This window comes from Mesorhizobium sp. WSM1386, from assembly GCF_055901595.1.
Genome location: NZ_CM148373.1, coordinates 306,466 through 320,609 on the forward strand (window position 1 = coordinate 306,466; position 14,144 = coordinate 320,609).

Annotated in this window: 11 protein-coding genes; 10 read left to right on the forward strand and 1 reads right to left on the reverse strand. The window is 63.7% G+C overall.

The genetic code is table 11. The features are described from left to right. Nucleotides 1–66: 66 nt before the first annotated feature. The 7 genes from AC0NIH_RS01425 to AC0NIH_RS01455 all read left to right on the forward strand — a co-directional run bounded on the left by AC0NIH_RS01425 (nt 67) and on the right by AC0NIH_RS01455 (nt 6,396). Nucleotides 67–882 carry an ABC transporter ATP-binding protein gene (locus AC0NIH_RS01425; protein WP_013891542.1) on the forward strand — a complete coding sequence of 272 codons (816 nt, stop codon included), beginning with the start codon at nt 67–69 and terminating at the stop codon, nt 880–882. Nucleotides 883–936: 54 nt separating this feature from the next. Then, entirely contained in the window at nt 937–1,734 is a 798-nt protein-coding gene (locus tag AC0NIH_RS01430) for a transporter substrate-binding domain-containing protein (RefSeq protein WP_023767465.1), read from the forward strand. Between the two features lie 208 nt (nt 1,735–1,942). Then, nucleotides 1,943–2,608, forward strand: a complete 666-nt coding sequence (locus AC0NIH_RS01435; RefSeq protein ID WP_473466330.1) for an ABC transporter permease — start codon at nt 1,943–1,945, stop codon at nt 2,606–2,608. Further along, complete coding sequence (locus AC0NIH_RS01440; protein WP_473466159.1) at nt 2,608–3,417, forward strand: ABC transporter permease; 810 nt, start codon at nt 2,608–2,610, stop codon at nt 3,415–3,417. The genes AC0NIH_RS01435 and AC0NIH_RS01440 overlap by 1 nt, the downstream gene beginning before the upstream one ends. Nucleotides 3,418–3,609: 192 nt before the next feature. Then, the gene (locus tag AC0NIH_RS01445; RefSeq protein WP_140570568.1) at nt 3,610–4,611 is read left to right on the forward strand and encodes an Ldh family oxidoreductase; all 1,002 of its coding nucleotides are present in this window, start codon (nt 3,610–3,612) and stop codon (nt 4,609–4,611) included. A gap of 242 nt (nt 4,612–4,853) precedes the next feature. Beyond that, nucleotides 4,854–5,135, forward strand: coding sequence for a hypothetical protein (locus AC0NIH_RS01450; RefSeq protein WP_013891547.1), 282 nt, complete (start codon nt 4,854–4,856; stop codon nt 5,133–5,135). Between the two features lie 283 nt (nt 5,136–5,418). Next, nucleotides 5,419–6,396, forward strand: coding sequence for a complex I NDUFA9 subunit family protein (locus tag AC0NIH_RS01455; protein WP_473466156.1), 978 nt, complete (start codon nt 5,419–5,421; stop codon nt 6,394–6,396). A 53-nt stretch (nt 6,397–6,449) separates the two neighbouring features. Here the strand turns inward: AC0NIH_RS01455 and AC0NIH_RS01460 are convergent, their stop codons facing one another. After that, complete coding sequence (locus AC0NIH_RS01460; RefSeq protein ID WP_473466153.1) at nt 6,450–7,817, reverse strand: cytochrome P450; 1,368 nt, start codon at nt 7,815–7,817, stop codon at nt 6,450–6,452. Between the two features lie 212 nt (nt 7,818–8,029). Here AC0NIH_RS01460 and AC0NIH_RS01465 point away from each other — a divergent pair, with 212 nt between their 5' ends. The 3 genes from AC0NIH_RS01465 (at nt 8,030) to gyrB (ending at nt 13,928) form a co-directional block, all read left to right on the forward strand. Then, on the forward strand, nt 8,030–8,599 hold the full coding sequence (locus AC0NIH_RS01465) for an NADPH-dependent FMN reductase (RefSeq protein WP_473466151.1): 570 nt from the start codon (nt 8,030–8,032) through the stop codon (nt 8,597–8,599). Between the two features lie 81 nt (nt 8,600–8,680). Further along, entirely contained in the window at nt 8,681–11,311 is a 2,631-nt protein-coding gene (locus tag AC0NIH_RS01470) for a caspase family protein (RefSeq protein ID WP_473466149.1), read from the forward strand. Nucleotides 11,312–11,456: 145 nt separating this feature from the next. After that, entirely contained in the window at nt 11,457–13,928 is a 2,472-nt protein-coding gene (gene gyrB / locus AC0NIH_RS01475; RefSeq protein ID WP_023767456.1) for a DNA topoisomerase (ATP-hydrolyzing) subunit B, read from the forward strand. Nucleotides 13,929–14,144 lie beyond the last annotated feature (216 nt).

Genomic DNA, 14,144 nt, shown 5'->3' on the forward strand with positions numbered 1-14,144 from the left:
TACAGCGTATATGTTGATTAGCCGGATAGACGTTCGACGAACCGCCGACCCTACAGAGGTCACCCAGTGACCGTGGTGGAAGCTGCCACAGTCCAATCCGGCAAGGTGCAGGACGGCGCCGCCGAAGCCATCCACGTCGAGAACCTGCACAAGAAATTCGGCGAACTGCACGTGCTGAAGGGCGTGTCGCTCTCGGCGCGCGACGGCGAGGTGATCGCCATCATCGGCGGCTCGGGCTCGGGCAAATCGACACTGCTGCGCTGCATCAACTGCCTGGAAAATCCAACCAGCGGCATCATCCGCGTCAATGGCGAGGAGATCAAGCTCAGGGCCGACAGCTATGGCCACACCGTTCCGGCGGACCGCAAGCAGATCGAGCGCATCCGCTCCAAGCTCGGCATGGTGTTCCAGAATTTCAATCTCTGGAGCCACATGACGCTGATCGAGAACGTCATCGAGGTTCCGGTGCATGTGCTCGGCGTCAAGCGCGACGAGGCTATCGCCCAGGCCGAGAAATTGCTGGCGCGCGTCGGGCTTGCCGAAAAGCGCGATGTCTATCCGGCCTATCTTTCAGGCGGCCAGCAGCAGCGCGCCGCGATCGCTCGCGCGCTTGCCATCAATCCGCGCGTCATGCTGTTCGACGAGCCGACCTCGGCGCTCGACCCCGAACTGGTCGGCGAGGTGCTGAAGGTGATCGGCGACCTGGCGCGCGAAGGCCGCACCATGGTGCTGGTCACCCACGAGATGAAGTTCGCCCGCGAGGTCGCGACCCACGTCGTCTATCTCTACAACGGGCTGGTCGAGGAAGAAGGCCCGCCGGAGCAGATCTTCGGCGCACCGAAATCCGAAAGGCTCAAGCAGTTCATCCGCAACATCGGCTAGGGACAGGCCGGGACGGAAGAAAACCGGGAACCAACAACAAACTGGGAGTTTGAAATGAAGACTGTTCTAAAGACATTCGCCGCGGCGCTGCTGCTCGGCGTCGCGGCCATGGGCGTGGCCAAGGCCGATCCGGTGAAGGTCGGCGTCGCCGCCGAACCCTATCCGCCCTTCGCCTCGCCGGATGCCTCGGGCAAGTGGGTCGGCTGGGAGATCGAATTCATCGACGCCGTTTGCGCCGAGGAGAAACTCGACTGTGTCATCACCCCGGTCGCCTGGGACGGTATCATCCCGGCGCTGACGACCAAGAAGATCGATCTGATCGCCGCTTCGATGTCGATCACCGCCGAGCGCGAGAAGACGATCGCCTTCTCGGACAAGTACTACAACACGCCGACCGCCATCATCGGACCGAAGGACCAGAAGTTCGGCGCCACGCCTGAAGACCTCAAGGGCAAGGTGGTCGGCGTCCAGGTGTCGACCGTGCATGCCGTTTACGCCAAGAAGCACTTCGGCGCCACGGCTTCCGAGATCAAGGAATACCAGACCCAGGACGAAGCCAACCAGGATCTCGCCGCCGGCCGCGTCGACGCGGTGCAAGCCGATGCCATCGCGCTTGGCGAGTTTCTGAAATCTGATCAGGGCAAGGCGTGCTGCGACATGAAGGGCAACGTGGCTCCTGATCTCGAGGTCCTTGGACCTGGCGTCGGCGCCGGCCTCCGCAAGGAAGACACCGAGCTGAAGGACAAGATCAACGCCGGCATCAAAGCCATCCGCGCGAACGGCAAATATGCCGAGATCACCAAGAAATACTTCGACTTCGATGTCTATGGTGACGACCCGCAGTCGAACTGACATCGCCAAGGCATGAGCAACAGCCGCACGGCATCACGCCGTGCGGTTTCGCCGAAACCTGTCCAGGCACGCTTGCCGCTGACGAGAATTGACAGCGGCTGACGCCAGCAATTCGGGGGCGACGCTGATCGACGCATTTTTTTCGGCCTCCGCGGCCGGCATCATCGAACTGCTCTCGCCCTATCCGCCAGGCTGGGGCGGAACGCTTCTGTTCGGACTCCTGCATTCGATCGAGATCGCGCTCGGGGCCACCTGCCTCGGCCTTTTGATCGGCACTGGCGGCGCCTTCGGCAAGCTTTATGGCGGCCCGGTGGTACGCGATCTCCTGGCGGTTTACACCACCATCGTGCGTGCGGTGCCCGAACTGGTGCTGATCCTGCTGCTCTATTATGCCGGAACCGATCTGATCAACCAGGCGCTGACGGCAATCGGCTATCAGCGCATCGACATCAGTGGCCTTGCCGCCGGCATCGCCGTGCTCGGCTTCGTCCAGGGCGCCTATTCGACCGAGGTGATACGCGGAGCGATCCTGGCTATTCCGCAGGGCCAGATCGAAGCCGCCCGTGCCTACGGAATGTCTCCCGGGCTGATGCTGCGGCGCATAACGCTGCCGGCCATGCTGCCGTTTGCCATACCGGGCCTCGCCAATCTCTGGCTGATCGCCACCAAGGACACCGCCCTGCTGGCGGTCGTCGGGTTCTACGAACTGGCGTTGGCGACGCGGCAGGCCGCAGGTGTCACCAAAGCCTATTTCACCTTCTTTTTCGCCGCAGCCGTTCTCTACCTGCTGCTGTCGCTGATTTCCAATTTCCTCATCGGCCGCGTCGAGGCATGGTCGCGGCGCGGCATGCCTTCCCTCAAGGAAACACGCTGATGGGGAACGAAGCGGCCATCATCAACGTTGTCGCGCGAACATCGCTGTGGCTGCAGCCGCACCGCATCGTGCTGATCCTGATCGCTCTGGCGCTGGTGCTGTCGGCGGTGTTTTTCATGCGCTGGGATTGGCTGCCGCAATATTGGGAAATGGGATTGATCGGCATCTGGCGCTCGCTGTGGATCCTGGCCGTCACTTGCGTGCTGGGCTTCCTGTTCGCCGTGCCGCTCGGGCTGGCGCAGGCCACCGGCTCGTTCTGGTTCGCGGCACCAGCCAAGGCCTTCTGTACGGTGATCCGGGGAACACCGCTGCTGATCCAGCTGTGGCTGCTCTATTACGGTCTGGGTTCGCTGTTTCCCCAATATCCGTGGATCCGTGAATCGTGGATGTGGCCATATCTGCGGCAAGCCTGGCCTTATGGCGTGCTGGCGCTGACCCTGTCGTTCGCCGGTTACGAGGGCGAGGTGATGCGCGGTGCCTTTGCCGGCGTGCCCAAGGGACAATTGGAGGCGGCTCGCGCCTTTGGCATGAGCCGCTGGAAAATCTTTCGGCGCATCTGGCTGCCGCAGGCCTTCTACAGGGCGCTGCCGACACTGACGGGCGAGACCGTGCTGCAATTGAAATCGACGCCGCTGGTGGCGACGATCAGCGTCATCGATATCTTCGCCGTTTCGTCCAAGGTGCGGCAGGACACCTACCTCACCTACGAACCCTTGCTGCTGCTGGCGCTGATCTACATGACGATCACCGGTATCCTGGTGTTCGCCTTCGGCAGGATAGAGGCGCGCATCCCGAACAAGATCGGCTAGAGCATTTCACCGTTTCACGGAAACGGCGAACCGCTCTATCTCTTGTTTTTACGCAATTCCGGACGGAAAACCGTGTCACACTTTTCCTGGAATTGCTCTCGTGAGGAGTGAGTAGCGAATAGTGAGTGGAAGCGGCTCGCCGCATCCTCTATTCACTACCCACCACTCCCTATCCACTTAAAGGCAGCTACGATGCAACTCAGTCTCGACCAGGCAAGAGGACTGTGCCGGATGGCGGCACTCGGCGCCGGGGCCAATGAGGAAGCGGCGCAATCGCTCACCGCCTCGATCATATCGGCCGAGGCGGAAGGGCTTTCGAGCGTCGGGCTCACGCATTTCATCGACTATCTCGAAGCGCTCGAGGCCGGCCGCATCGACGGAAATGCCGATCCGGTGATCACGAGGCCGGCGCTGGCGGTCTATCTCTCCGACGCGCGCGGCGGGCTGGCGCATACCGGTTTCGACCGCACCATCGACGACCTCGCCAAGGCGGCAAGGCTGTTCGGCGTCGCCATCTTCTCGCAGAAGAACGCCTATACATGCGGCGCGCTCGGCTACTTCACCGGCCGGCTGGCGGCGCAAGGGCTGGTGTCGTTCGCCGCCACCAATGGCCCGGCCGTTCTGGCCGGCTCCGGCTCGGTCAAGCCGGTCTATTGCACCAACCCGATGTCGTTCGCCGCCCCTGCCGCCGACGGCGCGCCGTTGGTCATCGACCAGTCGTCGAGCGCCACCGCTTTCGTCAACATCCGCAAGGCGGCCGAGGACGGCAAGAAGATTCCCGAAGGCTGGGCGCTGGACGAGAGCGGCAACCCGACCACCGATCCGGCGGCCGCCATGAAGGGCGCCATGCTTGCCTTCGGCGGCCAGCGCGGCGCCAACATCGCGCTGATGGTCGAAGTGCTGGCAGCCGGCCTGTCGGGTGCCAACTGGTCGCTCGACGCGCCATGGTTCAGCGGCGGCCCGGACAGTCCCGGAACCGGCCTGTTCGTGCTTGCCGTCGAACCCAAGCTGCTCGATCCGGATTTCGAGCAGCGCATGAAGGACCAGCTCGACCGGCTGCGCCGCCGCTATGGTGTGCATGTGCCTGGCCGCGCCCGGGCAGAGGCGGCCGAGAAGGCGCAGGCACGCGGCATCACCGCGCCGAAGGCGGTCGTGCAGCGCATTTCCGAATTCGCCGAACGCTATTCGGCCTGAATAGCTAACCGTTTCCGTGACTTAACTGAAGGCCGCTGGCGCACGGCGCGGCACGGTGCGTTTTTTCCTGCGCGCTGCTGAACCTTTTTGCGCGTTGCAAACACCCAGCTTTGTCCAGGGCAAGGCGAGCTTGCCCGATCCAAACCGGGGGAAACAGCAAACCGAAAGCGAAAGCCTGCTTCACGCGGAGGATGTCCCTTCGCGCCTCGGAAAACCCAACCGAAATCAAAAGGAAAATTGCCATGACCAACACCAAGATCACCATGCTCACCGCGGTCCTTCTTCTCGGCTCGTTCATGGGCGCCACCCAGGCAGCTACATTGAAGGCCGCTCCGGTGAAACCGTCCACGCCCGGCGTCATCACCGCCCCGAGCGGCGGCGCCACCGAGGACCACTACTGCAAGAACGGCCACGCCAAATTCGCCAATTGCAGCGCCGATTTCGTCGCGGCCTGCAAGAAGGTTGGTGGCACCATGTCGGATGTTCAGGGCTGGGGTGGGCGTACTTGCTTCACGCCCTCCTGATACCGTCTCAGGTCAGGCCGCTCCGTCGGCCCCTGGCTTCGCATGGATGTCATCCGGAAAACCCCGCTTCGGCGGGGTTTTCTGCGTCGACACCCGCATCGGCAAGGCGTTCTGAGGTGTTTTTGTCCTGACGCAATTCCCAAGGAAGAACCGCCTTGCACTTTTCCTGGAATTGCTCGGAGACAAGGGTGACAGCGACGTAGCGTCACCCTTTGCCTTTGGCGCAAAACGGACTATGAAACGGCTTCAGCCAAGCCATCTGGAACGTGCGCCGGAGCCCGCCATGACCGAAATCCTGCAGACCCCGAAGCTCGTCGTCGTGTTTGGCGGGTCCGGCTTTGTCGGCCGCCATGTCGTGCGCGCGCTGGCCAAGCGCGGCTATCGCATCCGGGTCGCCTGCAGGCGGCCTGACCTTGCAGGCCATTTGCAGCCACTCGGCAATGTCGGCCAGATCCAGCCGGTACAGGCCAATGTGCGGGTGCGCTGGTCGGTGGACCGCGCCGTCCAAGGCGCCGATCACGTCATCAACCTGGTCGCCGTCCTGCATGAGAGCGGCCGGCAGAAATTCTCCGCCGTGCACGAGTTCGGCGCCCGCGCGGTGGCCGAAGCGGCGCGCTCCGTCGGCGCCGGCCTCACCCATATTTCGGCGATTGGCGCCGATCCGAACTCCCAATCGGATTACGCGCGCACCAAGGCGCTTGGCGAAAAGGCCGTGCTGGAGACGATCGCGGATGCCGTGATCTTCCGGCCATCAATCAATTTCGGGCCTGAGGACTCCTTCTTCAACCGCTTCGCCAATATGGCGCGCTATTCACCGGTGCTGCCGCTGATCGGCGGCGGCAACAACAAGCTCCAGCCGGTCTATGTCGGCGATGTCGCCGAAGCGGTGGCGCGCTCGGTCGACGGCAAGATCGATGGCGGCCAGATCTACGAGCTTGGCGGCCCCCAGGTGCTCACCTTCAAGGAATGCATGGAAGAGCTGCTCGAGGTGATCGAGCGCAAACGCCTGCTGGTGCCGGTGCCGTGGTGGGTGGCCAACATCCAGGCCTCTATCCTCGGACTGTTGCCCAATCCGCTGCTGACCAAGGACCAGGTGAGGCAGCTGCGCGAGCACAACATCGTTTCCGACGCGGCGGCCAAGGCCAACCGGACACTCACCGGGCTGGGCATCCAGCCGCAATCGATCGCGACGGTCCTGCCCAGCTATCTCTGGCGCTTCCGCGCCGCCGGCCAGTTCCAGCAGCGCAAGCCCGCGGCATAAACTGCCGCAACCGATCCAAAGGTCAGGCCGGCACCACCTGACTATTGGCACGCCTAGCGGGGCGTGACCTGCATGGGCAAGCCACCTTGCGGCTGCGTGGTGAGTTTCTGCACCGGCCAGGGCTTCGTTTCAGCGGTCACGTCGAAGCGGAAGCGCGATAGCAGGATGGCGAGCGCGATGATCGCCTCCTGCATGGCGAAGCTGGCGCCGATGCAGACGCGCGGCCCCGCGCCGAACGGCAGATACTGGAAGCGGTCGATCTTTTCGCGGTTTCCCGGGCGAAAGCGCTCCGGCAGGAAGGCATCGGGCCTGTCCCAAAGCTTGCGGTGGCGGTGAACGACCCATGGCATGACCAGCACGGCCGCGTGCTTGGGGATGTAAAGATCCTTCCACATCTCCGGCACGATCGGCTCACGGTTGATGGATGGCGCCGGCGGATAGAGCCGGAGCGCCTCCTCGAAGGCGGCGCGCGTCAACGGCATGGCGTCCAGCCACTTCGTCGGATCGGCTTCGCGCGCCAGCACGTGATCGATCTCCTGTTCGACCCTGTTGCGCTCCCATGGCGATTCCGCCAGGCAATAAAGCGTCCAGCCGAGTGCGCGCGCCGTGGTCTCATGGCCGGCGCCAATGAAGGTGATGATGTTGTCCTCGACCTCGGCCCGCGTCAGCCCCTCTGGCCCCTCGGCCTTGAGCAGGAGCGTCAGGAAATCCTGCGGCACGGCATCGGGAACGCGCCTGACCTTCTCTTCGCGCATATTGACCGTGTCGGTGACGATCTTGCGGAAGTAGGCCATGGTCTTGCGGCCACGGATGCGGGTGAGCCGCGGCAGCCAGTCGGGCGCGCGCAACAGGTCGAGCGGATCGACACGGCCCATGGTCTCGAACAGACGATCGATCTCATTGGCGAAACTGCCCTGCTCGCCAGCGATCTCGCCGGAAAACAGCGTCTCGGCCAGGATGTCGTAGGTGAGCAGCGTCATGTCATGGGCGATATCGGACGTGCCGCCCGCCTCGTAGCGGGTGGCGAACTCGCGCGTGCGCTTCAGCATCGGCTGGGCGAAGCCGAAAATGTGGCGCGGGGTGAACACCGGCGCCATCGCCTTGCGCGACCGCTTCCAGACCTCGCCCTCGGCGGTCAGCAGGCCATCGCGCAGGATCGGGCGCAGGATCTTCTGGCGCACCGTCGCCATCTTGTAGTTCCTGGCATTGTCGACCAGCACATGGCGGATAAGACCGGGGTCGTTGGCGATGACCAGCGGCCCGCCCGCGCCGTTGGCCGAAATCCAGGGTTCGTTGTAGGTCTGCTCGCCCCACAGTTCGAGCGGGTTGCGGTAGACGATGCGGATCATCTCCAGCGTCGAAGGCGGCGACGTGCGCGGCTTCGGCGCGGGCGGAACGAATGGGGCGGGCTGCGTGTCCATGAAGTGCTCCGCTGTTGCCCTCAATGTAGTGACTGGCGATGCGGGCGTCCATGTGGCCGAACGGCAGGACGAACCAGGCCAGCACGAGAAGCGAAAGCAGACGGTTTGTTCATCCGATCGTGACCGCCGGGCGCAGGCTCCCGCCTTGTCCGTCGCTGCGCTCTGCCGTAGGGACCGTCACCAACGGATACCGCCAATCGAAGGAGCCCGCCTTGAAACATCACCTGAACATCATCATCGGCAGCACGCGGCCCGGGCGCGCCGGCCTGGTTTTTGCCGAGTGGCTGGAGGCGTTCGCGCGCGAGCATGGAAAGTTCGAGCCGGTGCTGACCGATATCGCTGCGTTCCACCTGCCGATGCTGGACGAGCCGCATCATCCGAGACTTGGCAACTACCAGAACGACCACACCAAGGCCTGGTCGAAGGCGACCGACGCCGCCGACGCGTTTGTGTTCGTGGCGCCGGAGTACAATTATTTCGTCGCGCCGGCGATCGTCAACGCGATCGATTACCTCGCGCGGGAATGGAAATACAAACCCGCCGCCATTTTCAGCTATGGCGGCGTCTCCGGTGGTCTGCGCGCGGCGCAGGCGCTGAAGCCGTTGCTGACATCGGTCGGAATCATGCCTATCCCCGAAGGCGTCGCGCTGCCGATGTACCAGAAGCTGCTCGACGAAAACCGCGCTTTCAACGCCAGCGAGCAGGTGGCTGGCGGAGCCAAGACCATGCTGGACGAGCTGTCGCGCTGGAGCGAGGCACTGAAGCCGATGCGCGCGGCCTGAACGAGCCGGTTCGAGCCGGCTTGCCCGCGCGATAAAGAGGTGGAATGGTCGGCAAACGACCGAGCCGGGGGGCGGTTCCACTTGCGTTTGCTGTTTGCCTTGCTGCTGATGCTCGCGACCACCGCCACGGCGGTGGCCGAGCGGCGCGTGGCGCTGGTCATGGCCGACGACGACTACCGGCTGGTCCGGCCGCTCGCCAATCCCGTTCATGATGGCGAGGCGATGGAAGCGGCGCTGAAGAAGCTCGGTTTCGAGGTCGTGCTCGAAACCAACCGGGATCTGCGGCGCATGCGGCGCGCACTCGATGATTTTCGCGAAGACGCCAAGGGTGCCGACGTGGCGCTGGTCTATTTCTCCGGCCATGGCGTCGAGATTTCAGGCGACAACCGGCTGCTGCCGGTCGATGCCGACGCGTCCTCGCTCGACGCGCTGGACAAGACCAGCCTGCCGCTGGAAGAGGTGCGCGACGCGGTCGCCGCCACGGCCAAGGTCGGGCTGATCGTGCTCGATGCCTGCCGCAGCGATCCGTTCTCGGGGAGCAGTGGCGAAGGACGCGGCGCCACCGCCCTGGCAAAGGATGTCGCGGACAAGGTCAAGCCGGGCCTCGGGCGCGTTGGCCGGGCGGAAAACGTCCTGTTTGCTTTTTCGGCCGCGCCCGGCGAGACGGCCGCCGACGGAACCGGCCAGAACTCGCCCTTCACCACGGCGCTGACCAAATATCTTGGCACCGATGGGCTCGAAATCCGCTCCGTGCTGACACTGGTGCAGCAGGAAGTCTACGACCTGTCGCGCGGCAAGCAGCTGCCCTATGTCGAGAGCGGCCTGCCGAAGCTGTTCTTCGCCGCCACCGCCAAGGAACAGTTGCCGGAGCGCGAACGCCTGCTGCTGGCCATGGCCGACGTGACGCCGGAAATGCGCGGCCAGGTCGAGCAGATCGCCAGCGATGCCGACATGCCGCTGGCGCCGCTTTATGGCGCGCTGATCAGCGCCGACACCAGCCACCTGTCGGCGGACAGCCTGAACGCCCGGCTGCGCGAGGCGGCCGATGCCTTCGTCAAGGTGCGCGCCGAGATGAAGACGCTGGCTGCCGACGATCCGCGGGTGACCGAACTGCGCCGCCAGGCCGAGGAGCAGCTGGCCCTGGGCGCCTTCGGCGCGGCCCAGGCGAAGCTCGCCGAAGCGGTCGCTGTCGACGAGGTGTCGCGCAAGGCGCTGAAGGCGAATTTCGTCGACCGCACGCTGTCGCAGGCCGCAACACTGTTCTTGTCGGCGGGTGCCGCGCGCGCCGATCTCAACTATACGGCGGCCATCAAGGGCTATGAAACGGTGCTGTCGCTGTATGGCGAAGCTGGGCAGACCGCTCTCAACCTGGAACAGGCCGACCGTCAGAGCCGCACGCTGGAGGAACTCGGTCAGCTCTATACGACGGTCGGCAATGTCGAGGCGGCCGGCCGCGCCTTCACCGCCCTGTTGGGCGATCTCGAGCAGCGGTCGCGTCAGGAAGCCGATCCCAGCGTCAAGCGGGATCTCGCCATCAGCCACATCAAGCTCGCCAACACAAAAATGGCGCAAGGCGACCTGCCGACCTCGCTGGAAAACTATGAGGCGGCCAGGGGCATGCTGCAGGCGCTGACCGCAAGCATGCCGGACAAGAAGGACTGGCTCGGTGATCTTGCCATGGCCAATGACAAGATCGGCAATGTGCTGGCGACGCAAGGCGATGTGGGCGCGGCGGCCCAAGCCTATCGAGAGAGCCTGTCGATTAAGCAGAAATTGGCCGATGCCGAGCCGGACAGCGCCTATCGGCTGCGCGACCTGACCATAAGCTATGACGAGATCGGCGACCTTGCCCGCACCGCCGGCCAGTTGGACGATGCCCAGACGGCCTTTGAAGAGAGCCTGAGAATTCGGCTGGTGCTGGCGGGGAACAAACCCGATGACCCAGAGCGCCAGCGCACTGTCGCAGTCAGCCAGGAGCGGATCGGTGACGTGCTGCGCCAACGCGGCGACGCCGCCGGTGCGCTCCTGGCCTACAGCAAGAGCCAGGCAATCGCCGAGGACCTGGTGCGCCGCGACCCCAACGATACCGACTTGAAGCGCGACCTGTCGATCAGTTACGCCAAAATCGGCAACGCGCTCAACGACCAGGAGAACTGGCCGGCGGCACTGGCTTCCTACCGGCAAGCACTGGCCGTGGCGCGTGACCTTGCCGCTGGTGACCCCGCCAACACCGAGTGGCAGCGCGACCTGTCGGTCTGCCTGGAGAAGGTTGCCGGCGTGCTCGACGCCCAAGGCAATACCAGCGAGGCACTGCAAAACTACCAGGACAGCCTTGCCATTGCCGACCGGCTGGCGAAGCTCGACCCAGGCAATTCCGACTGGCAACGCGATCTGTCGATCACCCTGTCGGAAATCGGTATGCTGGAGACCAAGCAGCGCCACTTCGAGGCCTCCAAGAAAGCCTTCGAAGCCAGCCTTGGCATTCGCCAGCAATTGGCCCGGTCCGACCCGAACAATGCGATCTGGCAATTTGACCTGGTGCAGGCCTACATCAACTATGCGTATGTGGCCAAGGATCCGAAGGCGGTGCTGACCAAGGCGCTGAACCTGACGCTGGAGCTCGATCGCACGGGCCGGCTGGCGCCCAGGGACAAACCCACGATCAAATATCTGCGCGGGCTTCTCGCTAAATTCGGCGCCCGAAAAAAATAGCTGGCTGCCGGCTGGGCATTTGGGCCGGAAATGCCTGCAAACCTTGGAAAAACCGCCTTTAGCGCCTATATCTTGTGCATAGCAGAGGCGCGATTCGGGGCCGATTTTTCGCGCTGTACAAGCGGCATCTAGACAACAGGTTTTCATGAGCGACCAGATCGAGAACACCAACGGCGCTGAAGCCGAATACGGCGCCGATTCCATCAAGGTTTTGAAGGGGTTGGACGCCGTCCGCAAACGCCCCGGCATGTATATCGGCGACACCGACGACGGTTCAGGCCTGCATCACATGGTCTATGAGGTGGTCGACAACGCCATCGACGAGGCCCTGGCCGGTCACGCCGACCTGGTCACGGTGACGCTCAACCCCGATGGTTCGGTGACGGTTATCGACAATGGCCGCGGCATTCCGACCGATATCCACACCGGCGAAGGCATTTCGGCCGCCGAAGTGATCATGACGCAGCTGCATGCGGGCGGCAAGTTCGACCAGAATTCCTACAAGGTGTCGGGCGGCCTGCATGGTGTGGGCGTGTCCGTGGTGAACGCCCTTTCGGCATGGCTGAAGCTCAAAATCCGCCGCAATGGCCAGATCTTCGAGATGAGCTTCACGCATGGCAATGCGGACGCGCCGCTGAAAGTGACCGGCGCTTATGAACAGGACAAGCAGCCGGGCACCTATGAGGGGCGCAGCGGCTCGGAGATCACCTTTTTTCCGTCGGCCGAGACTTTCACCATGGTCGAATTCGACTTCGGCACGCTGGAACACCGGCTGCGCGAACTCGCCTTCCTCAATTCCGGCGTGCGCATCGTCTTGACCGATGCCCGCCATGCCGACGTGTTGCGGCATGAACTGCATTACGATGGCGGCCTCGAAGAGTTCGTCAAATATCTCGACCGGGTCAAGAAACCGCTGATCGACAAACCGATCGCCATCAAGGCCGAGCGCGACGGCATTACCGTCGAAGTAGCGATGTGGTGGAACGACAGCTACCACGAGAACGTCCTGGCCTTCACCAACAACATCCCGCAGCGCGATGGCGGCACCCACCTGGCCGGCTTCCGTGGCGCGCTGACGCGCCAGATCACCGGCTACGGCGACTCCTCGGGCCTGACCAAGAAGGAAAAGGTCTCGCTGATCGGCGACGATTGCCGCGAAGGCCTGACGGCGGTGCTGTCGGTCAAGGTTCCCGACCCGAAATTCTCGTCGCAGACCAAGGACAAGCTGGTCTCGTCGGAAGTCCGTCCGGTGGTCGAAGGGCTGGTCAACGAGGCGCTCGGCACCTGGCTGGAAGAGCACCCGACCGAGGGCAAGGTGGTCATCGACAAGGTGATCCAGGCCGCGGCGGCGCGCGAAGCCGCGCGCAAGGCGCGCGACATCACCCGCAAGAGCTCGCTCGGCGTCACGTCCCTGCCCGGCAAGCTGGCCGACTGCCAGGAACGCGACCCGGCGAAGTCCGAAATCTTCATCGTCGAGGGTGATTCCGCCGGCGGCTCGGCCAAGGGCGGCCGTTCGCGGCAGAACCAGGCGATCCTTCCCTTGCGCGGCAAGATCCTCAATGTCGAGCGGGCACGCTTCGACCGCATGCTCGGCTCCGACATGATCGGCACGCTGATCACCGCGCTCGGCACCTCGATCGGCAAGGACGAGTTCAATGCCGACAAATTGCGCTACCACAAGATCATCCTGATGACCGACGCCGACGTCGACGGTGCCCATATCAGGACCTTGCTGTTGACCTTCTTCTTCCGGCAGATGCCGGAACTGATCGAGCGCGGCCACCTCTACATAGCCCAGCCGCCGCTCTACAAGGTGACGCGCGGCAAGAGCTCGCAATACATCAAGAACGAGAGCGCCTTCGAGGAATTCCTGATCGGCTCCGGGATCGAGGAAGCCTCGCTTGCGCTGGGCTCCGGCGAGGTTCGGGCCGGGCAGGACCTGCGCAGCGCCATCGACGATGCGCTGGCCGTGCGCCAGCTCATCAACGGCTTGCACACGCGCTACAACAGGGGCGTGGTGGAACAGGCCGCGATCGCCGGCGGGCTCAACCCCGACGTCTTTGCCGACCTCGGTCGTGCCAACGCAATGGCGGAGCGGGTCGCACAACGTCTCGACATCATAGCCGAGGATACCGAGCGCGGCTGGACGGGGCGGATGTCGACGTCGAACGAAGGGATCGGCGGCTATGTGTTCGAGCGCACCGTGCGCAGCGTCAAGGAATACGCCCATCTCGACATGGCACTGATCAATTCGGCCGACGCCCGCCAGCTCGACCGCTACGCACAGCGCCTCAGCGAGGTCTATGGGACGCCGCCGGTGCTGCGCCGCAAGGATGTGTCCGAAACCGTGTCGGGGCCGCTGGCGCTGCTCAACGCCGTCTTTGCGACCGGCCGCAAGGGGCTGACCATGCAGCGCTACAAGGGTCTCGGCGAGATGAACGCCGAGCAGCTCTGGGAAACCACGCTCGACCCGAATGTGCGCTCGCTGCTGCAGGTCAAGGTCAATGATGCCACCGACGCGGACTCGCTGTTCTCGCGGCTGATGGGCGACGAGGTCGAGCCGCGGCGCGAGTTCATCCAGGACAATGCGCTGTCGGTCGCCAATCTCGATATTTGAGGTCTCGGCAAGCTTTTTTGAGACATTGGCGTGCCCCAGGGCCCGCCAATGTCGGCTTGCACAATCAAAATCATTGAGGAGCTGCCGGAACAGAAGGCCTTCAAAGACATTGTGACAGTGTCGATCACAATTTCTTACAGGAGGCTTTCATGGGACGCGGCATTCTACTGTGGCTGCTCGGAGTTCCGATTCCGATCATCATTCTCCTCATGCTTT

What these genes read in the sequence shown, in the direction of transcription:
- AC0NIH_RS01430 (WP_023767465.1), top strand. Translation starts at nt 937, where the DNA reads ATGAAGACTGTTCTAAAGACATTCGCCGCGGCGCTGCTGCTCGGCGTC.
- AC0NIH_RS01445 (WP_140570568.1), top strand. Translation starts at nt 3,610, where the DNA reads ATGCAACTCAGTCTCGACCAGGCAAGAGGACTGTGCCGGATGGCGGCA.
- AC0NIH_RS01455 (WP_473466156.1), top strand. Translation starts at nt 5,419, where the DNA reads ATGACCGAAATCCTGCAGACCCCGAAGCTCGTCGTCGTGTTTGGCGGG.
- gyrB (WP_023767456.1), top strand. Translation starts at nt 11,457, where the DNA reads ATGAGCGACCAGATCGAGAACACCAACGGCGCTGAAGCCGAATACGGC.
- AC0NIH_RS01440 (WP_473466159.1), top strand. Translation starts at nt 2,608, where the DNA reads ATGGGGAACGAAGCGGCCATCATCAACGTTGTCGCGCGAACATCGCTG.
- AC0NIH_RS01450 (WP_013891547.1), top strand. Translation starts at nt 4,854, where the DNA reads ATGACCAACACCAAGATCACCATGCTCACCGCGGTCCTTCTTCTCGGC.
- AC0NIH_RS01460 (WP_473466153.1), bottom strand. Translation starts at nt 7,817, where the DNA reads ATGGACACGCAGCCCGCCCCATTCGTTCCGCCCGCGCCGAAGCCGCGC.